At 59.8% G+C, this 20,529-nt stretch carries 13 protein-coding genes, 1 tRNA gene and 1 pseudogene; 7 read left to right on the forward strand and 8 right to left on the reverse strand.

Annotation, left to right across the window (positions count from 1 at the left end):
- Nucleotides 1–175: 175 nt before the first annotated feature.
- Nucleotides 176–721: a hypothetical protein gene (locus LAP85_01685; GenBank protein ID MBZ5495088.1), complete on the forward strand. Its 546-nt coding sequence runs from the start codon at nt 176–178 to the stop codon at nt 719–721.
- 323 nt (nt 722–1,044) lie between these two features.
- On the opposite strand, the gene LAP85_01690 is transcribed toward LAP85_01685, so the two are convergent.
- The 4 genes from LAP85_01690 to LAP85_01705 form a co-directional block, all read right to left on the reverse strand.
- The gene (locus LAP85_01690) at nt 1,045–2,718 is read right to left on the reverse strand and encodes an alpha-galactosidase (GenBank protein ID MBZ5495089.1); all 1,674 of its coding nucleotides are present in this window, start codon (nt 2,716–2,718) and stop codon (nt 1,045–1,047) included.
- A 72-nt stretch (nt 2,719–2,790) separates the two neighbouring features.
- A complete protein-coding gene (locus LAP85_01695; protein ID MBZ5495090.1) occupies nt 2,791–6,330 on the reverse strand; it encodes a hypothetical protein in 3,540 nt (1,179 codons plus the stop codon).
- A gap of 295 nt (nt 6,331–6,625) precedes the next feature.
- Nucleotides 6,626–8,620: an ABC transporter permease gene (locus LAP85_01700; GenBank protein MBZ5495091.1), complete on the reverse strand. Its 1,995-nt coding sequence runs from the start codon at nt 8,618–8,620 to the stop codon at nt 6,626–6,628.
- A gap of 256 nt (nt 8,621–8,876) precedes the next feature.
- Entirely contained in the window at nt 8,877–9,236 is a 360-nt protein-coding gene (locus LAP85_01705) for a four helix bundle protein (GenBank protein MBZ5495092.1), read from the reverse strand.
- Nucleotides 9,237–9,312: 76 nt separating this feature from the next.
- Between LAP85_01705 and LAP85_01710 the strand changes: the two genes are divergently transcribed.
- From LAP85_01710 to LAP85_01720, 3 genes are all read left to right on the forward strand, one after another.
- Nucleotides 9,313–10,869: a hypothetical protein gene (locus LAP85_01710; GenBank protein ID MBZ5495093.1), complete on the forward strand. Its 1,557-nt coding sequence runs from the start codon at nt 9,313–9,315 to the stop codon at nt 10,867–10,869.
- A gap of 505 nt (nt 10,870–11,374) precedes the next feature.
- Nucleotides 11,375–12,136 carry a zinc ribbon domain-containing protein gene (locus LAP85_01715; GenBank protein MBZ5495094.1) on the forward strand — a complete coding sequence of 254 codons (762 nt, stop codon included), beginning with the start codon at nt 11,375–11,377 and terminating at the stop codon, nt 12,134–12,136.
- 557 nt (nt 12,137–12,693) lie between these two features.
- Nucleotides 12,694–12,867: a hypothetical protein gene (locus LAP85_01720; GenBank protein ID MBZ5495095.1), complete on the forward strand. Its 174-nt coding sequence runs from the start codon at nt 12,694–12,696 to the stop codon at nt 12,865–12,867.
- A 101-nt stretch (nt 12,868–12,968) separates the two neighbouring features.
- Here LAP85_01720 and asnB read toward each other — a convergent pair whose 3' ends face one another.
- On the reverse strand, nt 12,969–14,945 hold the full coding sequence (asnB, locus tag LAP85_01725; GenBank protein ID MBZ5495096.1) for an asparagine synthase (glutamine-hydrolyzing): 1,977 nt from the start codon (nt 14,943–14,945) through the stop codon (nt 12,969–12,971).
- 774 nt (nt 14,946–15,719) lie between these two features.
- Here asnB and LAP85_01730 point away from each other — a divergent pair.
- Nucleotides 15,720–16,022 (forward strand): EamA family transporter, encoded by a 303-nt coding sequence (locus LAP85_01730; protein ID MBZ5495097.1) that lies wholly within the window; start codon nt 15,720–15,722, stop codon nt 16,020–16,022.
- A 36-nt stretch (nt 16,023–16,058) separates the two neighbouring features.
- On the opposite strand, the pseudogene LAP85_01735 reads toward LAP85_01730, so the two are convergent.
- The 3 genes and pseudogenes from LAP85_01735 to LAP85_01745 form a co-directional block, all read right to left on the reverse strand.
- Nucleotides 16,059–16,514, reverse strand: a pseudogene (locus LAP85_01735) (transposase).
- 103 nt (nt 16,515–16,617) lie between these two features.
- Nucleotides 16,618–16,711, reverse strand: a tRNA-Ser gene (locus LAP85_01740).
- A 206-nt stretch (nt 16,712–16,917) separates the two neighbouring features.
- Nucleotides 16,918–19,686: a prolyl oligopeptidase family serine peptidase gene (locus LAP85_01745; protein MBZ5495098.1), complete on the reverse strand. Its 2,769-nt coding sequence runs from the start codon at nt 19,684–19,686 to the stop codon at nt 16,918–16,920.
- 224 nt (nt 19,687–19,910) lie between these two features.
- Between LAP85_01745 and LAP85_01750 the strand changes: the two genes are divergently transcribed.
- Nucleotides 19,911–20,174, forward strand: a complete 264-nt coding sequence (locus LAP85_01750; GenBank protein ID MBZ5495099.1) for an AtpZ/AtpI family protein — start codon at nt 19,911–19,913, stop codon at nt 20,172–20,174.
- On the forward strand, nt 20,143–20,529 hold the full coding sequence (locus tag LAP85_01755) for an ATP synthase subunit I (GenBank protein ID MBZ5495100.1): 387 nt from the start codon (nt 20,143–20,145) through the stop codon (nt 20,527–20,529). The genes LAP85_01750 and LAP85_01755 overlap by 32 nt, the downstream gene beginning before the upstream one ends.

Consider the following 20,529-nt stretch of genomic DNA (forward strand, 5'->3'; position numbering starts at 1 on the left):
TCGGCAAGGACGCGGGTTAGGCCCCGCGTGATCGTCACGGCGGAACCCGCCTGCATGGCCCGTGGCAACCCGAGCTTGCTGCAGCCATCCTGCCTTCCCCGCGCGACTAAGTATTGACAAGGGAGGAGGCCCTTTGCATAATCGCGCGGCCATGAGCACGGATCGCAGATCTTTCATGAAAACGGCATGCCTGGCAGGACTCTGTGCCTGTGGCGTCGGTCAGGCGAGTGTTCCCGGGGCAGCCGCGTCCGCTGAAGGACAGACAGAAACGCCCAAGCTGGCCACGATGCCACAAAAGTGGATTGCGGCCCTCCTGCCCCAACTTGCCATGGGTGACCGGGAGTACGCCAGGCGCATCCTCAAAAGCTGCTCCGAATCCCATTACGAAGACCTGAAGATGCAGGCAACGGTGGATCGATTCCGCGGCAAGTTAGATGAATTCCTTGCGTTCCTGCGCAAGGAATGGGGGTGGGTCATCGATTACGACCGGGACAGGGGTGTCATCCAGATCAACGAGAACAAAAGCTCGTGTGTTTGTCCGCTGCTGCAAAAGAACCCCGGCGCAGGCCTTGAAGTCCTGTGCTATTGCTCCGAAGGATTTGCCGAAAAGTTGTTCTCGGAGGTCTCCGGCGCCCGGGCGCGCGCTGAAGTGGTAGAGTCCATCCTCCGAGGCCAGAAGAGCTGCAAGTACAGGATCATGCTCGAGCAGCCCGGGACGTGAAATCCGGCAGAGCATGTCGCTACATTCCCCATGTGATTCCAGGTCACATCTGCCAATCAGCTCATTGGTAAGTCAACATTGTTCTGATCTGAGGGACAGCAATCGATATCGCAATCGGTTCTTTGCAGGCTGACGAAGCAAATGGCGATCCCGCCCTCGATTCCGAAAGCCCTCCGCACCTGTGGCTTTGATTTTGGAAACCGGAGTGGATGTCCGGATTCTTGTGTTCTGACGAGCGGGCCTGATTTCCATCTGCGCAAGGAAGTGACCGCTTGAGCCTTCATTCCGGACCCGTCTGCCAGCCGATTCCGGCGCAGGCGGGCTTATTTCACTCGGAGCAAGGCGCACCCATGCGGCGGCAGTTCGGCGACGAACTGCTTCTGCCGGCCGAGATCTTTCCGGTTCCACAGATCCCGCACCAGCGGATCCGAAGGAAATCCAAAACGCCGCCACGGCACCTCGAGTTTCGCGGGCTGATCGGTTCGATTGAAAAAGCCGACTGCGAAGGATCGGTCTGCCAGTGGCTTCATCCATGCGTCGGCATTGCGGGGGGAATCGGCATCGTGCCGTGCCGCCGAGCCCAGGGGATCCTGGTTCACCGCCAGCACCTCCGGATTCGTCAGCAGCGCCGTCGTCCAGTCGTCGTTGTCGGGCAGGTTCATGCCGAGCATCAGCGGCGACGGCGCCAGGGCCCACAGCGACATGAGGGTCAGCTGCTCGTCCCGGCTGAAGCGCGTCCAGCGGTCCGGACGGACGTCGCAGTTCCTCTGGCAGATGTGCCCCAGCGGGATCATGTCGGCGTCGGGCCAGTGACCGGGCCCGGCGTAGGGCAACCAGGACGAGAGCAGCTCGAAATTCCGGTCCAGCGCGCGCCAGTTGTCCCAGAAGTCGCCGGAAATGCGCCAGAGCTGGGCAAATTGTTTCAGGTGTTCGCCCCGTTCCAGGAGGGCCGGGCCCGGCGACAGGCTCAGCACGATGGAACGGCCGCTGGCCCGCAGCCCTTCGGCAAGAGCTTCCACCTCCGCCTGGGGATAACGCTCGGCGCCGCGCTCCAGATTGGCAATATCGTCGCACTTGATGTAATCGACTCCCCAGGCGGCGTACTGCCGGGCGATATCCGCATACCAGGCCTTGCCCGCCGCCGTGGTGGCGTCCACTCCGTACATGTCGCGGTTCCAGCGGCACTCACGCGCCGGATCCTGGAGACCGCGCACCGCTTCGGAGGCGGTGAACTTCGAGTCGTGAATCGGAAGATTCCTCGATACCGCCATTCTTGGAATGCCGCGCATGATATGAATGCCGAATTTCAGACCCATCGAGTGAATCCGGTCGGCCAGCGGCTTGAATCCGGCCCCGTTTGCGGCCGAGGGAAAACGGTTCGCCGGTGGAATGCACCGTCCATATTCGTCGATCGTGACTCCTTCGGGATTCTGGACCCGAATCCCGTCCGCCTTGCTGTCGTACCAGCGGAAGTCCACGACGACGGTGTCCCATCCGAATGGCTGAAGATGCTCCTTGAGCCACACGGCGTTCGCGAGCACTTCGGATTCGACGACGGAATCGCCGAAGGCGTCATAGCTGTTCCAGCCCATCGGCGGCGTCAGTGCGAGCCGGTCGCCGCAGCTGATCCGGATTTCAGCCTCGGCCTTGCCCGCCGTGTTTTCCGCGTGCGCCTGGATTATGTACTCTCCCGGTTTCCGGATCGAGCCGGACAGGATGCCGCTGCCGGCATCGAATTTCAGGCCGGGCGGCAGCCGCCGCACCGCGAGATTCAGCGGCCGCGCCCCACTGACGGCCAGGCAATGGAGAAATGGCGTGCCCGGCCGGACGCCGACGGCAAGTGCGCTGTTGAAGCGTGGCGCCGCAGGGCTCATCGCAGCAGCCGCCTGACCCTGGCGCGGGGGAAGACTGCCCCCCTTCAATCCCGTCGCCACAGCTACGGCGAGCAGGAGGAGGAGCACCAGCACCGAAACCGCAGACTTCATTCTAGGGATCATCGGAAAGGATCCTAAAAATCCCAGATCCGGATTTCAATCCAGATCGTTCGGTGCGGCCCGATCAGCGCCGAACTATTTCCCCACAGGCAAAGGCTTGCCATCCGGGCCATAAAGGTTGAGCGCCACATTCGACAGGCCGCCGGCGGCGATCAAAATGAACTGAGTCGCATAGCCGCCTCCGTCCGCGATCTGCGGAAAGACGACGGGAGCCGGAGCGCCGCGGGTCATGTCGGCAACGGGAAACGTCGCCACGATGAAATCGTTGCGCTCGTTGTCCAGCGACCGCATGGTGAGGGCTGCAAAAGGGGTCGTCGAGGTGACGTCCAGCACGCCGATGAATCCGGCCGGCAACCCTGCAATCAACTGATCGGCGAACTTGGCATCGTGTCCTTCTGCGGGGAGCGGCAGTGGCTCCTTGCTGGTTCCTATTGCACTGGCGCCGTCGGTGCGAAACGCCGACACTCCGATACTGGCACCAGAGTCTGTTGGGTTGACAATCGCCAGGGCGGTGTTGTGCCCTCCCGACATGTCCAGATAGATGCGCGCATGCGTTGTGGCACCGACCGCCGTCATCCCTGACTCCGTCAGCAGGTAGTTGCCCGGATTATAGCCGAACAGCCCGGCTCCCATGGGTGTCGCGGTCCCCGGATCCGGCGTCAATTGAACCCAACCTGTCTTGCCGTTTGCCGCGGATCCGTCCGTCTGAAAACGGACTGCGCCACCTTTCGGGATCGAGTACCTGAAGCTCGAGCCGGCAGTGCCAGCGGCTTGGTTTACGACGAGGGGATTGCCGTTGTTGTCCCGGATCCTGAGTGTTCCGGATTCGTCTTGTTCAGACGTGTTGAGCAAAATGAGCGACGTGGTATATCCGTCGCCATCGGCAAAATGCGGAAAGTACCTCACCTCGCCCGAGGCCGGCCGCGAGAGATCCGCCACCGCAGCAGGCGTGAAGAGCATTTCGTTTCTCTGGTTGGTTGTCATCCGCAGGGCGAGAATCGAGAGCGGCTGATCGCTGGAGATTTCCAGGCTGGCGAATTGCACCGAGGTCTGGAATTGTGAAGGCAGTACAAAGTCCGGCGCCATTTCCGCCAACTGATCGATGAATTTGGCAAACTGGGCCCTCGCGGCGACCGTTCCATGCCCGATCGACAGGGTGACGCCGGCCATATCGCGCAATGTGTAGGTGACGTTAGCCAGGACAGATCCGCAATTGACGACGGCAATTCCTGTTTTGACGTCGATCGTGCCGGAGCTGATGCGGCCGGGAACGGCCGCCGCGGCCGCACGATAGTCGATGAATACCCGAGCCGCCGTGGTCGGCGGCGTTGCGGGAACGCCTGCTTCGCTGACCGTCACTCCGTTTTGCTTGAAGGCGAAGACTGCGGTACCGTAAGGAACGGCCCCCAGGCTTATGTCGGCCGCCGCGTATCCGGTCCGCGCCGGCCCATTCAGTGCTGCTGTACTGGAAGTCGCGCTGCCCCCTGCACCCGCAGCGAAGTTCATTGATATTCCCGGCCCGCTGGTCACTTTGCGGATGCGATGATTGCTGTAGTCCGCAATAAGCAGGTCACCCGCGGCATCGATGGCGAGGCCGCGGGGAAAGTTCAGTTGGCCTGAGGTGGCCGGTCCACCATCCCCGCTGAAGCCGCTTGTGCCATCGCCCGCCACGGTACTAATGACACCTCCGGCATTCAAGAGGCGGATGCGGTGATTGCCCGCGTCCGAAATATAGAGATCGCCGGCGTCGTCGACTGCGACGCCGGAGGGCCGGTTCAATTGTGCCAGGGCGGCAGGACCTCCGTCGCCGCTGTAGCCGAATGTGCCGTCTCCCGCCACCGTGCTGATGATTCCACGGGTATCCACCCTGCGGATGCAGTGATTCGAAGTGTCGGCGATGAAGATATTGCCGGCTTTGTCGATCGCGATGCCGGATGGGTGATTCAGCTCGGCGAAGATAGCCGGGCCGCCATCGCCGCTGTAGCCTCCGGAATAGCCCGAATTTCCCGCGACTGTGCTGATCAGGCCCGTGGAATCCACGCGCCGGATGCGGTGATTCCATTCGTCTGCGATATATACGTTTCCCGAACTGTCGACGGCAACGGCGGAAGGCTGGTACAACGAGGCGTAGGCCGCCTGCATTCCGTCACCATGGTATCCGGCACTCCCGTTTCCTGCGAAAGTGCTGATCACGCCGGAAGGATCCACCCGGCGAACACGATAGCTCGAATCGACGATATAGAGGTTTCCAGTTGCGTCGACGGCGACACCCTTCGGGCCATACAATTGAGCCGCGGTGGCCGGCCCTCTGTCGCCGCTGTATCCGGGCGTGCCGGTCCCCGCCACGGTACGAATCAAGCCCGATGCATCCACGAGGCGGACGACCGAATTGCTGAAGTCCGCGATATAGAGATTGCCCGCCGCATCGAAGGCAACACTCTGGACGTTATACAACCGTGCCAAATTGGCCGGCACACCGTCTCCTTCATAGCCCCATGTGCCGTTTCCGGCCACTCTGTTGATTATTCCTGCGGTGTCCACGCGACGGATGCACTGATTTCGTACGTCTTCTATATAGAGATTGCCCGCTGAATCGACTGCAACGTCGGCAGCACCGTTCAATTGCGCCGATGTCGCAGGACCCCCGTCGCCGTCCCAACCGCTCGTGCCGTTTCCGGCCACCGTGGTGATGACTCCTGACGAATCCACGCGGCGGATGCGGCTTCCGTCCGCGATGAAGAGATTACCCCCAGCATCGACCCCGACTCCTTCGGCGGACACCCCTGCCGAGGCAGCCGGGCCGCCGTCGCCACTGAAGTCGCTCGTGCCGTTCCCCGCCACCGTGCTGATCACGCCGGCCGGATCCACCCGCCGGACGCGATGGTTGTTGGTGTCCGCGATATACAAAATCCCGGCAGAGTCGACGGCAACATCGCGAGCGGTGCTCAGCTGGGCGGAGTTGGCCGGGCCGCCGTCGCCGCTGTAGCCGGAAGTGCCGTTCCCCGCCACCGTGCTGATGATGCCTGCAGGATCGACGCGGCGGATGCGGAAATTGCCGCGATCGGCAATCCATAAATTACCTGCGGAATCGACCGCGACATCGTAAGGGTGATTCAACTGAGCGGAGGTAGCCGGCCCCCCGTCGCCACTGAAACCGGCCGTGCCGTTGCCTGCTGCCGTTTGGATGACTCCAGTGGGATCGATCCTGCGGACGGCATGGTTGGCATAATCCGCTATGTAGAGATTTCCTTTGGAGTCCACCGCAATGCCTTGGGGCGAGTTCAACTTCGACGAAGCGGCTGGGCCTCCGTCGCCCGCGTTCCCCATGAACCCGCTGCCCGCAACCAGCCACAACCTGCCGTCGGCCGCGACCCTGTAGATCCTGTTATGGTCTCCGCTGGCCAGGTAAAAGCCGCCGCCTGGCGCCGGCGCGACTCCCGTGGGATTCAAACCTTGCGAGATGGCAAGCGAGCCATCCACAGGCAGGAGAGGACCCGCAATCGTCGAGATCAGCCTGTCCTGCGCCTGCCCATTGAAATTCACAAACAACACGAACGTGATCCCAAGAACCACTCGAACGAAACCGCCGCCGCACATAACTTGCCTCACTGTCATTACTAGGCTCTCTGCAAGCAGACTTCGGGCGCTGTCTTCAGGCTGCCCTTATGTCTCCGAACCGCAGAGACAGCATTGTCCGCCACACTCTTTGACTTTGTGAACAATAGACTGTCTGAGCTCGATATAGGTTCAATCTAATCGGGATCGGACCAACGCAAAGCTGAATCCGTCCATCAGATGAGGGACCTGCGAAGGCCCATTCGAGCCTTAACCGCGATTTTTAAGGCCAAGTATGGCGACTGCAGTGGCGTGCAATTTGCGGCAGGGAGTTTTCGCGTGCCTGCTGCCGGCCTCATTCGCAGCGGAGGACTTTGATCGGATCAATCCTGTTGACGCGGCGCCCCGGGATATAGCTGGCCAATAGCGCAATGGCCAGGGCGAACAGGGCCACACTGATCAGCGTGGACGGATCCGTCGGGCGGATTTCGAACAGCAGGCCGGAGATAAAGCGGGCCAACGCCAGATACACCCCCAGCCCGATTGCAAGACCGGTGAGCGCTACGGCGCCTCCCTCGGCGAGAAGGAGCATCAGCACGTCGCGGGAGGGAGCGCCCAAGGCAATGCGAATGCCGATCTCGCGGGTGCGCTGGCTCAGTGAGTGCGAAATCATCGCGTAGATCCCGATAACGACGATCGAGAATGCGATGGACGCAAGGATCGAAATCAGCAGTGTAATCATTCTGTCCGTCGAGATCGATCTGCTGAGCATCTCCGCCAGCGTGGTGATCCGCAGGATTTTGATCCTCGCATCGACGGCGCTCAGCTCAGCCTGGAGCGCCTGCAAGGGGAGATCGCTTCGTCCTGTCATACGCAGATACAGATTGCCTGGGGCCGCACTCTCCCGTAAGGCAGGGAATTCCACGTGAGGCGTCGGGGCCTCGCGCAGGCTGTGATACTTGCGATCGGCTGCGACTCCCACAATTTCGTGATAACCGGACGTCTTGGATCTCGACGACCAGAGCTTTTTCCCGATCGGGTTTTGCCCCGGAAAATAGAGGCGCGCAAATGCCGCGTTGACGATGGCGACCGGCGGCGAACCGGCCTGATCGGCTGCGGTGAACCCGCGGCCCTGCAGGATCGGCGTGCTGATGAGCTCATGATAGCCGGGGCCGACAAAGTTGATATCCACCGCCAGCATGTCCGGCTTTGATTCGTAGCCCTCCGGCACGAGGGTCTGCATCGCGGCCGCCCCGTCAAATGCCGCGATGTTGGAAGCGCTTACCGCGCGGACGCCGGGAAAGTGTTTCAATCGGTCGGCAAGCTGCAGATACCGCTGTGCATTCTGTGGTGCGCCGCCTGCATCCGGCATATCGACGCGCACGACCACCGTGTCGTCCGCTGCCGGATCGATTGTGAACAGGTGCGCCAGATTTCTGATCAGCATGCCGGCTCCAGAGAGGACAGCCACCGACAAAGCGATTTGAAGAATTACCAGGGCATGCTGGATTCCGAACAGCCGTGCCCGGCGTGAGGAGCGCGCCCGCTCCTCCTTAAGCGCCGCGGTCAGATCCGGCCTGGAACAGTGAATTGCCGCCGCGGAACCTGAGATCAGGCCTGCAACCGCCGTAATCAGAATGGCGAAGAGCAGGATATTGGCGTCAAGAGCGGCTGCCAGGGGAGTGGTTGCCAGGTCAATGCGCGGCTGGGAGGCGATCAACGCGCGCGTCATCCATTGCGCGAGCAGAACCCCGAGGACGCCGCCGCCGGCGCATAAAATGAAGCCTTCCAGAAGAAGCTGAACAACCAGGCGCGACCTGGGAGCGCCCAGTGCACTCCGGATGGCCATTTCCATTCGCCTTGAGATGGTACGCGTCAGCAGCAGACTGGACAGGTTAATTGAAGTGATCAGGAGGATCAAAGCCACGACCGCCATCAGAAACACGAGCGGCTGCCCAAGGTCCCGGCGGAGGGGAGACAGTCCTTTGCCGACAGGAACCAGAACCATTTCGAGTTCGCGGTGAGCCGCTGCCCGGTAACCTGCCGCATAAGCCGGATCAACGGTGCGCTTGAACAACGCAGCCATTGCCGCTTGGGCTTGAGCCATGCTCATCCCAGGATTAAGCCGGCCCCATGCGTTCAGCCAGGAGAAGGTCCTTCGATCCGTGCTGTGGTCGCCCGGCAGAAGCCTGGGGCGAAGCCCGAGCGGCAGCCAGACGTCGGTGATTCTATCGGCATAAACTCCGGCGAATCCTCTGCGCACGACGCCTACGATCACGAAGTTCGCATTATTGATCGTCATCATCCGGCCGATGACCTCGCGCGACGAGCCGAACTGCCGTTTCCACATTCCCGCCTATGGACAGCTGTTCCCGAACTCGGCATCCCGCTGTCCTGTTTTGAGTTATAATCCTGCCCCGGAAGAGATCCCAGGGGGTGCTTCCCCGGAAGGTGACATAAGATCGCCATATCGGAAGTAGGCGGAGACGCTGCGGCCGGGATCCCTACGAGCCCGTGATCCCTAAATTGGCAGCTTATTTCGCCTAGCGCGGCCCGCGGCCGCAACCAAGTATCCGAGATTGGTGGTGGCCGCGCGCTCTCAGCCTTCAGCTTTCAGCAGTCAGCTTCTGAACAAAGACCGTCAGCATCCGCTTGATTTCCGTAGTCTGCTGATCGAGTTGTTCATGATCATCCGGTTGGATCAGTTTCAGGTCTCGGGCCAGGAGCAGTTGGTACTCTAGTTCACTGGCCGAACCTCTCGCGATACAGCAGAAGCGGGCCAACTCAGCATCTGCGCCTCTTCCGCATCCTTCGGCAAGGTTCGATGGGATCGACACTGCGGCGCGCCGAATCTGTGGCGTGAGACCGTAACTTTCGGCACGCGGGAAGGAAGCCGTAATCCGATAGAGTGCCAGCACCAACCGGTGCGATTTCTGCCATACCTTCAATTGCCGGAAGTCTTTCATATCGGTTTCCTCTTGCCATTTGCCAGCGGTTTCTGGTTCCTATGGTATCGATCTCAGATCCGTTGGAGGTGTGTCCATGAAGGAGTTCCTCCGCAAACATGGAGACCGCATTCATAGCACACTATCCTGTTTCGACCGCATGCTGTTTCGCGGCTATCTTCCCCTGATGTCCGGATGGGCCATGGCTCAATTCCTGGACCTCCTCAAACTGGATGGCAGCAGTCTGAAGCGGTTTTTGCTGCAAAACTCCGAACGAGTCAAAGACCACGCGGTTGCCATGGCCAGGAAATACAACCGGCGTTTTGAATACCTGCGGTCGCATATCCGAAAGGAGGAAAGAGCCCGGGAATTGGCGGAGCGGGACGGGATTGAAGAGGGCTTGGTATGTGTTTTCTCGATCGTGGAATCCTGCCGTACCTTCTCACTCCGTTTTTCTGCGGGCAGTCGTTTCGTGAGATCTGCGAGCCGGAAGTGCCTGCATTTTTACTACTATTTCATGGACCGCGACTTTGGCTTGATTCATGTGCGGATCCAGAGTTGGTTTCCCATGCAGATTCAGGTTTACGTCAACGGGCATGAATGGTTGGCACGGAAGCTCGATGCCCATGATGTTGCTTACAGCAAGCTCGACAACGTTTTGGTTTCGGTTTCCGACATCACGAGAGCCCAAAAATTCGCGGATCGTTTTCAGAGCCTGGATTGGCCGCGAATCCTGAACCGGTATGCCCGGCGGGTCAACCCTCAGATGCGGGATCTTCTTCATTCCTTCCAGTACTATTGGGTGACCGCCCAAAGCGAATACTCGACCGACATCCAGTTTAAGAGTCGCCGGGACCTCTGCGAACTCTATCCTCAATTACTGTGCCACAGCACACTGTGCTTTGGCGCCAAGGAAGTCATGAACTTCTTGGGACGGAAACTGAACGGCAATTTCCAGGGAGAGATCGTGTCGGATCTCTCCACCCTCGCCTGCCGCCGCATCGGCGGATCGAGGATCAAACATCGTGTCAAAGAGAACTGGCTCAAGATGTACGACAAGGCCGGTCTCGTTCTTCGGGTGGAAACCGTAATCAATAATCCCGAGGAATTCCGCGTTCGCAAGCGAGTGACCCGCAAGGGCAAGACTCGGATGGAATGGGTCGACATGCGCAAAGGGGTCGCGTGGTTATTCCGCTATCGCGAGGTCTCCCTGAAAGCTAATTCTCGTTATCTGGATGCGCTGGCAGTCGTCGATGATCCTACCGACGCTAAACGAGATCTTGATCGTATCACCACTCGTAAAAAGGATGCGGCGGGCCGGGGATGCTCCGCCTTCAATCCCCTGGCTCACAGCGACGCTGAATTATTCCGGGCGGTGATGGACGGAGAGCATTGCGTGAGAGGTTTCACGAATCGTGATATCCGGACGAAGCTTCAATTAACGCAGCACTTGCGTGCCTGCGGTCAGGATCGAAAAAAGGCCAGTTCCAAGGTGAGCCGGATCTTCCGTCGTTTCCATGCTCATGGTCTAATAGCCAAATTTCCGAGGAGCCGGCGGTGGCGAGTGACTCTCTATGGCAGGCGCGTCATGGGAACAGCTCTCTATCTTCGAGAACGCGACTTTGCGAGAGCCCATGCCAAAATCGCAGCATGATCTTCACGATCTTTCTTTGCAAAAAACAAAGAAGTCACGGATAAAGAATCTATCCTTCAAACATCGTTCCCTGGTACAAAGCCTACATCGATCCCGATGTGGCGTTGATTGAAGCGGCGTTCGGCGGTGATGGCGCAGAGCAATTCTGGCGATGGGCAAATTACGAGGCAGCCTACAGTTCTGTCCAATCCTTGTGCCAGTTCGTGGTCTTCCCCGGGATGATGCATACGTGGGCGGACTGGTCCTATCAAAAGGAGTTTTTTGAGAGGAACCGGGCGACAGCGCAACCTCCCCTTCCCCCACACTCCCTACCCCTGCTCACTCTCCATATTCCGTCCCTGTTTTTTTCTGTCTCATAGCAGGGGTGCACTCCACCGCCTGTCCCCGAGATTCCTTGCTCCGGCCTACCGCACGTTCTTGAGGCTGCTGCCAAGGGCAGGAAATACCGATATGTTATAGGGCATTTTCCCAAGTCATGCTGAATTCGCACGAGGGGAGGGTAAAGATGGGATACACAACGATGCGGATGAGTGGCAGGGTGACACGGCCGACAGCAGTGGGACTGTTTCTGGCTTTCATTCTGGCACTTGAGGGTCCGGCTCTTGCCCAAGGGGTCATTGACATGCCGGCGCTGACGCAGGAGACACAGAAATTGGCGCGGACCCCTGGGGATATAACGATGGTCTGGTGGATTCCTGAGGACTACTGGCGAGCCAGCATGGCCGTGAATTCCCAGATGACCAAGGCTAAACTCGACGAATTCATCGAGCTGCTCTCACCTTATACAATGGTGGCCGTGGTAGACGGCAAAATCGGGACATTCGGCAGCGTCACCTACAAGTCGGAAGAGAGCATCCGGGAGAGCATCGTCATCAAGGACAACCAGGGACAAAGTTATATACCGCTCGCGGAAGATGCCGTGAGTGCCAACATGAAGACCATGTTGCAGATAATCAAGCCGATGGTTGCCAATATGCTGGGGAATATGGGCCAGAACCTGCATTTCGTGCTGTTTCCGACCAGGACCAAGGAAGGGACGCTCATTGCGGATGCCTGGAAAAAGGGATCCTTCCGTGTCTTCCTCGGCACCAGGGAATTCAAGTGGCGTTTGCCACTGGATTCGCTGCTCCCCGGCAAGAAATGTGCATCGTGCGGGGAGGAAGCCAAGGGTTCCTGGATTTTCTGCCCCTGGTGCGGAGCCAAGCTGCCGGCGGCGCCTGCCGCGAAGGAAACAGAGAGGCAGTCGGCACCGGCGGTCCGCAAATAGGGGGCAGGCTGGAATTTCCTCATTACGGCTCATGTCCGAGGGCTCAAGCGCGGCCGCCTTTTTCGCCAATTCGAGGGCTTCGGAACGGCTCTCCTCGCGCATCGCCAGTATTTGCGAAAGCATGTGAATGCCGGGCACAAACTGAGGATTGATGCGGAGAGCTTTGCGCAGGCAGTTTTCCGCGCGTCCCAGCTGTTGGCTCCCACCCTGCTCGTAGGCAAACTGTGCCGCATAGTAATGCACCATACTGAAGCTCGCTGAAACCGACCAATTACCATTGCCGTCGTTGACGGTTTGAGTGGCGGCGACGACCCTTCCGACTGGGTCGTATTTGTAAGTAAATCTGGAGTGTCGCCGGTCGGGCCAGACCTGTAGCCGATCGACCTGCACCTAACGTGCCAACGTTGCTATACCAGTAGTGCCAGACATTATAGATGAAATCAGCCTGCAGCGTATGGTAACTTGCGATTGCCTCGTCTGGGCTTGCCTCATTGCACGATGCCAGCATCCAGAACCAACGCGCATGCAAAGCTGCGACCTTTAGAGGACTTGCGAATTTGGGCAGCTGGATACAAGTCGTTGAGGACGCCCTCAACGGGATCGAGGCCGCCAAGGCCGCCGGCATGCGTTTCGTCGCCGTTGCCCAGACCTTTCCCGCGCGCATTCTGGTTGGCGCCGATGTAGTCCATCCCACCATCGCCGAAGTGGTTATCGCAGATCTGGTCGGGTGAGAGAGGAGCAAGGATCAGCCCTTCATTACTTACTCTTTCATTTGTAGACGGCTCATCGTCACACACAAAAAAGCAATATTTCAGGCCCGACCCCGATAAGGCTACTGGAACTTCAGCGGTCCTGCCAGCGGATTATCCCGATCGAGGAACGTGCGGCACCATGCCTCCAGAACCATCAACGCCCAGATCCGAGAGGCGTGATCCTGGCTGCGGCGGATGTGCTGGCCGAGCATGCGGCGCACGCAGGCGGGTTCGAAGAAGCCGCGCGACAGCGCCCGTCGACTGAGCAGGAATTCCTCGGCCAACGGCCGCAGTCCCCCCCGCACCCAATCTCCGATCGGCACGCCGAACCCCTGTTTGGGCCGGTTGAGAAACTCTTCGGGGAAGTACCGCAGCACCGCTTTCTTGAGTAGATATTTCAGCGTTCCGTCCTTGAACCGCAGATTCGCGGGCAGATGTGCCGCGAAATCCATCACCTGTTGGTCGAGGAGAGGCGCACGGCCGTCCAGACAGAAGGCGCTGCACATGCGCTCGACTTTCGGGATCAGCGCCCCCGGCAGATACAGCGATATGTCGGAGAACGTCATCCGGTCAATCCATGCCCGTTCCGGCACCAGGTTCATCAGGTCCACGGTCATCTTATCCGATTCGGCCTCGGCCTGCCGCATGAGGGGGCGATGCGCTGTGGCCAGCAGGCGATGCTTCTCGTACTCCCGAAAGATGACCAGCCACTGGGTGTAAAGCTGCTCCTTGCTGATCAGCGTGGTATGGTTCACGTAGGAGAGTAGCTCCGCCTTGACGCTCATGGGAAACAGGCGGGCAAGCAGGGCAAAGGGACCGTCGGCAAGAGCGCGCAACGGGCGTGGGATCATCCGATAGCGGCGGTGCGACGTGAATCCGCCATAGCGCCTGTAACCCGCGAAGCTCTCGTCGCCGCCGTCTCCGTTGAGCGCGATGTCGACGTGCTCTGCAGTCAGTTTGCACAGGTAGTAGGTCGGGATGCCGCTGCTGTCAGCCATGGGCTCGTCGAAGAACCAAGCGAGGTCTCCCAGGCATTCCAGCGCGCTGGGTTCCACCACGAACTCATGATGTCGGGTGCTGAACTGCCGGGCAACCTGCCGGGCGTAGGGTAGTTCGTTGAACTCATCTTCGCGGAAACCGATGGAGAATGTCTTCAGCTCGCCGCTCGTGTGGCGGCGAACCAGGGCGACGATCGTGGACGAGTCAGTGCCGCCGCTGAGGTGGCAGCCGATCGAGCCTCCCCCTGCGAGTCGCACGCGCACGGCGTCGTCGGCCTGCGCCAGCGATTCCTCCACGGCCTCTTCTTCCGTGATCCGGCTCTTCGGCTCGTACTGCAGTTGCCAGTAGCGCTCCGTCGCGACCTTGCCATCCTTATAGACGAGCCAATACCCCGGAGGGAGCTTCGCTGCCCCCGAGAAGATCGACAGCGGATGCGGCACGTACTGGCAGGTGAGGTAATGGTTCAGCGCCATGATGCTGATCCGGCGCTCGAAGGCCGGATCGGCCAGGAACGACTTCACCTCGCTGGCGAAGAGCAGCGCCTCATCCGGGGATCCCGGATTCAGGTGCGCGTAGAACATCGGCTTGAGTCCGATGCGATCGCGCGCGATGAACAGAGCACCCTGCCTGGAGTCCTGCACCGCGAACACGAACGGCCCTCTCAGCTTCAGAGCAACCGCTTTGCCCCATTGTTCGAAGCCGTGAAGAGCGACCTCTGCCTGCGAATCGGACCGGAAGGTGTGGCCAAGACTGGACAGTTCCACGCGCAGTTCGCGGGCATTGAAGATCGAACCGTGGAAAACGATCAGGGCCGATGCGTCCTCGTTGTGCACCGGTTGTCCTGCCGCGGCTGGGGCCGCAGCAGGCGTCGGAAAGGTGCGATAGCCGAAACCAGTGCCCCGCCGGGTGCTGAAGCCGGTACCCGAAGGCGGCATCTTTACTGGACAACCCAGCATGTGCTGAAGAAGCCCCTCCTCTAGCGGGTGTTCGGGATCACGGTATATCTTTCCGGCAATGCCGAAGATCGGAACGGGCTGCACTTCGTTCAGACGCGACATAAGTTCTCCTCTATCGTCAGTCGGCTGCAGCGGTGCGGCTGCCGCGGGCGATGCCTTCTTCTCGAACCTTATCGTCAGATAATCGCGCGCGAAAATGGGTTTGAAAGTCTACCAATTCGGGCCAGTAACCCACACCAGGCCAACGCTGACGGCCATGTTTGTCCTCTTCGATTGCGGGTCCACCCAAGTCGGCCTGATTACCGGGAATCCGATGACGTAACGCCGGAGAATAAGCTTCCATCGGCAGCAAGTCATGGGAGCGGCACTATATCTCCGCGATCACGACTTTCCCACGGTACATTCCACAGTAGCCGCATGATCCTTCTTTGTATAAAGCAACGTACGCAACCGGATTCACGAAACTTCTCCTCCGGCGAGCTCTTTCCCGGCATGTTCGGGGCGACCGCGGCCCGTCACACATGCTGCCACTACGGTGCACAAAAACGCAACGCTTTAAGTCCCTTCCGTGTAAGAAACAATTCGGGATCTAAAAGTGAAGCTTGGGCTCCTTCTTCTGGCATCGGATGCCGGGTCTCCGCAACAGGTTGTGCGGATTTCCGCCGTAAGTCCGCGATCCCGGATTCTGCATCTTGAGAGGCTCGGCGCTAAAGCATCCGATGCTTGACAGATCGGACGGACTGGCAGCGTGCGCGTCCCGCCCGCAGACAGGCGTGAACTGATGCGTTGGACGAGACTGATTTCACGGCAGGTTAGCCCTGATTTCTGGAGCCACCATTTTCCCCGGTGGCTGATTCTGGCATAATGCCACCCCTTATGGGAAAAAAGTCTTCACTCGCTGTGCCCGCTCTCGTGGCTGCAGTTGTGTCCTGGGGCAGCATTCCTCTCTTCCTGAAGCACTTCACCAACTACATGGATGCGTGGACGGTAAACGGAGCACGCTACTTGGTGGGCGCTCTGCTGCTTTTGCCGGCCCTGCGGCGAGCTGCCGATTCTGATTCCAGCCGCTCGAGCCTGTGGCGCAACGCCGTTATACCTTTTTGGTTTGCCTATTTCGATTGTGGGCCGCATATCTGCTGGCGCACAGCCGGGATGGGGCAGGGGAGCTTGAAATGCTGATTCAGGAATTATCAAGGGCCTCCAGGCGGCCGCCGGGGTCAGTATGCCTGAGTAGCGAACCAGATGAAACCGCGGTGGAGGCACAAGCGCGGCAAGTTTGCCGAGGAGTTCCAGGGGCTCAAAGATGACGTGGGTGGTTCCGTCGCGCCAGCGGCGTTTGAGGTGATAGAGGAGCCTGCCGTCGGGCAGAAGCGACAGGCGCTCGGTTGCGACCGCAGGGCGACCTGCGTAACGAAGAAGCCGTTTGAGACGCATGCGGTCACGAGCCGGGATACACACATTGGCATGGAGGCTGAAGCCCGAAACGGCGACGCAGCGCGGGTCGGACGGCACGGCGAGATCCTCGAAAGCAGGGATGAGTCGCAGGCTAGGCGATAGCGAAGGGCAAAAGGGAGCGACAGCACCCACTGCCGGACCGGCACTTCCGGGAAGACCCGATCCACAAGATGGGCAGCAGTATCGGCCATGTGGCGGCCACCGCAAGACGGTCAAAGCCCGCGACCTTTACATGAGAACGGCACAACCCTGTCTTTCCAGAGGAAACGATGGGGCAGAACCTCAATCCGTTTGGAGCACGAATTCGCTTTGTAGGGTTTGGCGGAGAGGGCGGGATTCGAACCCGCGTAGAGGCTTTTGGCCCCTAACTCGATTTCGAGTCGAGCCCGTTACGACCACTTCGGTACCTCTCCGGCGCAAAGAAGCCTACCAAACATCCCTGGTTTCACAAAAGAGATTTTGCGCAGGCAAAAAAAACCACGAAGTGCCCGACGCACACGAAATGGTCTTCGTGAGCCTCGTCTCTATCGTGGGTTGAAAAGCTGGTCTCGGAAGATGCGCAAGGGGCGCCGGAAGAGTTTCCCGGGCGCCCCTTGCGATCTGGATCTGCTGATGGTGATCAGCGCTGGATCGGGGTATCGGTTGCTTTTTTGGTCTCCTTTGGCTGAGGATTCTTGACGTACTTGTCGAGCCACGCGGCCCACCGGGCCCACTGGTCGAGGAGCGTTTCCTTGGCCACCGGGCCGTGATCCTCGTACGGATACAAGTACATCGCCGCCGTCTTGCCCATCCCGTTCAGGGCATGGAACAGGCGGATCGAGTTGTCAGGATCCGTGCCCACGTTCTGATCGGCCAGGCTGTGGTACATGAGCAGCGCGCCGGTGAGGTTGTTGGCATAAAGAAACGGCGACATCCCGAGGTAGACGTCGCGCGCCTCCCACAGGTCACGACGCTCGTTCTGAAATCCGAGCGGCGTGAGCGTGCGGTTGTAAGCGCCGTCACCTGCGATGCCCGCCTTGAAGAACGGTGTGTGAACCATCGCGTTCACGGTCGTAAACGCGCCATAGCTGTGGCCACCGATGGCCAGGCGTTGGCGGTCGATGATGGCGCGACGGTCCAATTCGTCAATCACGGCGGCCAGATCGTTCCGCAGATCGTTCACATAGTTGTTGTTCTGCTGGCCTTGCTGCCCGACGATCGGCAGGGCGGGGGTATCGACAACGACGGCATAGCCGAGCCGTACAAAGAACTGGATCGATCGGGTGCCGTAGGACTGGAATGTATTCTTGTTGAACGTGCGGTCGGGCTGATCGAAGTTTTGCTGGGTGTCGAACTCACGGGGGTAGAACCAGAAGATCGCCGGCAACCGCGTCCCCTCCTTGTAACCCGGCGGCAGCATTACGGTCACGCGAAAGTGGAAACCGTCGGCCCGTTCGACCTGGATGCGCTGTCTGGAAGCACTCGTCAGGTCCGGGAACAGGTCCTTGTTCTGGGTGAGCTGCTTCCGGCTGGTCCCCTCCACAAGGTAACTCTGCGACACCTCGGTCGGGCTCTCGCGCGCGATGATGAACCGGCCGGCATCGATGTCGAGAATCGTGGAGATGCGCTCGTAAACGTTTTTATTGTCGCTTTCGTAGATGCGCGCCTTTTCACCGGTCTTGATGGCAACCTTATCGAGAAATGACTTCGGCCCGACTTGTTCCGGGCTCTTGTCGTTCACCGTGCCTTCATAGAACACGCTGTTGTGGTCAGCCGAGAGCAGGACCGTGCCGCCACCGGCACCGCCACCACCGCCGCGGCCGCCACCACCGCCGCCACCGCCGCGCCCGCCGCCGCCACCGCCGCGTGCCGACACCAGCGAACCCGGGTTCGCGTTGACATCATCGGTGCGGAACTGCGCCAGAGTGTAGCGCTGTGTCGGCTCGGCGAGGTACACCGCGACCTCGAGGGTATTCTGGCCGCTCGTCTCCCTGAAAAAGAGAATCTGCATGTCAGGCGAAAAGCGATGATTGGACATGCGCGTGTTGTTTTCAAAAATCATTTTTGCGCTCTTGGCGTCAAACGGCGGCAGCCACTGCATCAAACGGTCCTTGCGCGGCGGGCCTTGCTGTCCGCCTCCCGCCCCGGCACCGCGTGTGCCGCCGCGCGCGCCGACCAGGGCGCGGACCGCCGCGGCACGGTCACCTCCCGCTCCGGCAGTCCCGGGCGGTGGCGCTTCTTGCTCAAGATAAGTGAAGCCCTGTCCGTCGGGCCGCCACGCGAGCTCACGGCGACCGGTCTGTTCCGCACCGCCGCGCGCGCCTCCCGGCGCCTGAGGAGCCGGGGGTGTTGTGTCGTCAGGGGCAGCGCCCAAATTGAGCGGCCGCTTGTTGAGTTCTGTCAGCATCGCACCGTTGGTATCCCACACCTCTTCTACTGAACCGAAGTTGCCGACCGGGACGATGTAGGAGAATGGCTTTGTCATGTGGGTGACGCGGAGGTAGTTGCCATCCGGTGAGGCATCGATCGAAGTGACCATCTCCGGTTTGCCGATTTTTTTCACCGCACCGGTCTGCACGTTGATCAAGGCGACCTGACCGGTCGAGTGCCACTCGAGCAGCTGAAAATCGTACTGCGTCGTCATCAGGCTCGGGAAGGTGCGCAGGCGATTCCTGTTGTTGTCGGTGATTTTGATTTCCGGTCCGACCGGCACATCGGGCCGCACCGGCCTGGGTGCACGTCCATCCGGAATGAGCACGGTGGCAATCTGCTTGCCGTCTTCGGTGAAGTCGAAGTTCATGACCCTGGTCGCCAGCACGGGCGTTTTCGTGAGCTGCCGAGACTGTCCGGTCGCGACGTCTGCGATCCAGATGTGGGTCGCGCTCTCACCATGCACGAAGAAGGCGATGCTCTTGCTGTCCGGCGACCACGTGGCATTGGACACGCGCGCACCTGCCGGAAGCTGAATCTGCTTCCTGGTACCGTCCGTTGCCGAGATGAGCTGGATGCCTACGTTGTTTCGAACCGTCAGCGATCGTGCTCGATTCGCCTTGAAATCGATGAAGACCCCACCCAACTCGTCGAACGGCTTCGAAAATGTCTTCATAAGCACGGGACCATCGCCGATCTCGTTCAGGAACCACTTCTTGTCCGGACTCGCGTTGGATAGATTCACGTTCTCGTGCCGAGGCGCAGTGACCGCGGCTACCAGCTCAGGCGGCGGTGTAACATAGCCCTCCTGCTTCAAGATCTCGTCAGCCCAGCTGGACGGGGCAGTCTTTGGTGGGGCGGCCTGGCCGCCGCCTTGCGCCAGCAGCGTGAGCGGCAGCAGCACAAGAAGCAGAACCAGCGCGGCCCGATAGAAGCGTGTCGAAATGTCGCGGTGCGACATGGACGTGCGTGCAATCATGATACCTCCGTTGGATTTGTCACCGGCAAGTGACTGTGCCTCCTACCCTTGGCCACAGTCATGGGAACAATACGGGCGCTACTATAGGACATTCGCTCCGGTGGCACAAGCAGAAATCGATTACGGCTATGTCCACAAAACCTCGACGCAGAGGCCGCAGGGCAACAAGCCGGGTGGTTTTCCTTGGGCCCTCTGCGCTGATATTTTGATACAGTGAGCAACGTATGAGACGACAGCACGATGGGGAGCGTCGCCGTTCTCAAGGGGCGGTGATCGCCCGGCTTTCGGGAATCATCATGATTCTGCCCGCCTCGATGACTGCGGGATGGATCGTGGGATATTTCCTGGTTGATCGGTATCTGCACAGCTTCCCGTGGGGAAGCATAATTATTACTTTTTTCGGAGCGGGCGCCGGCTTCTATGAAATCGTGAGGATCCTGGCGCCCAATCGTGGCGATGATGGCAATTGCTCGGGCAGGGAATCTTGAACGGCGCCTTTTCTGGCTGACCTTGGGGTTGACGGCCGGCGGGAGCCTCCTGGCGTGGGCGGGCTTCGGCGGCCGCGAGGCGGTGTCTTTCGCCGCCGGGGCGGGGCTTGCCGGGGCGAATCTCTTCTGGTTGCGGTCGACGATCAACTCGATATTCACGGGCGACCTGAAACGCTCGAAATCTAAGGTGTTAGCGGGCTTTTTTTTGCGCCTTCTGTTGATTCCCCTGTGCCTGTATGCTATGATCCGCTTTCTTTTTTTGGACATTCTCGCTGCAGTAGCCGGCCTTGCGGTCTTCATCTGCAGCGTTTTTATTGAAGGCGTCCTCGAAGCTTACGGCAGCAGCCCCGAATAA

Source organism: Terriglobia bacterium, assembly GCA_020072565.1.
Lineage (GTDB): Bacteria > Acidobacteriota > UBA6911 > UBA6911 > UBA6911 > JAFNAG01.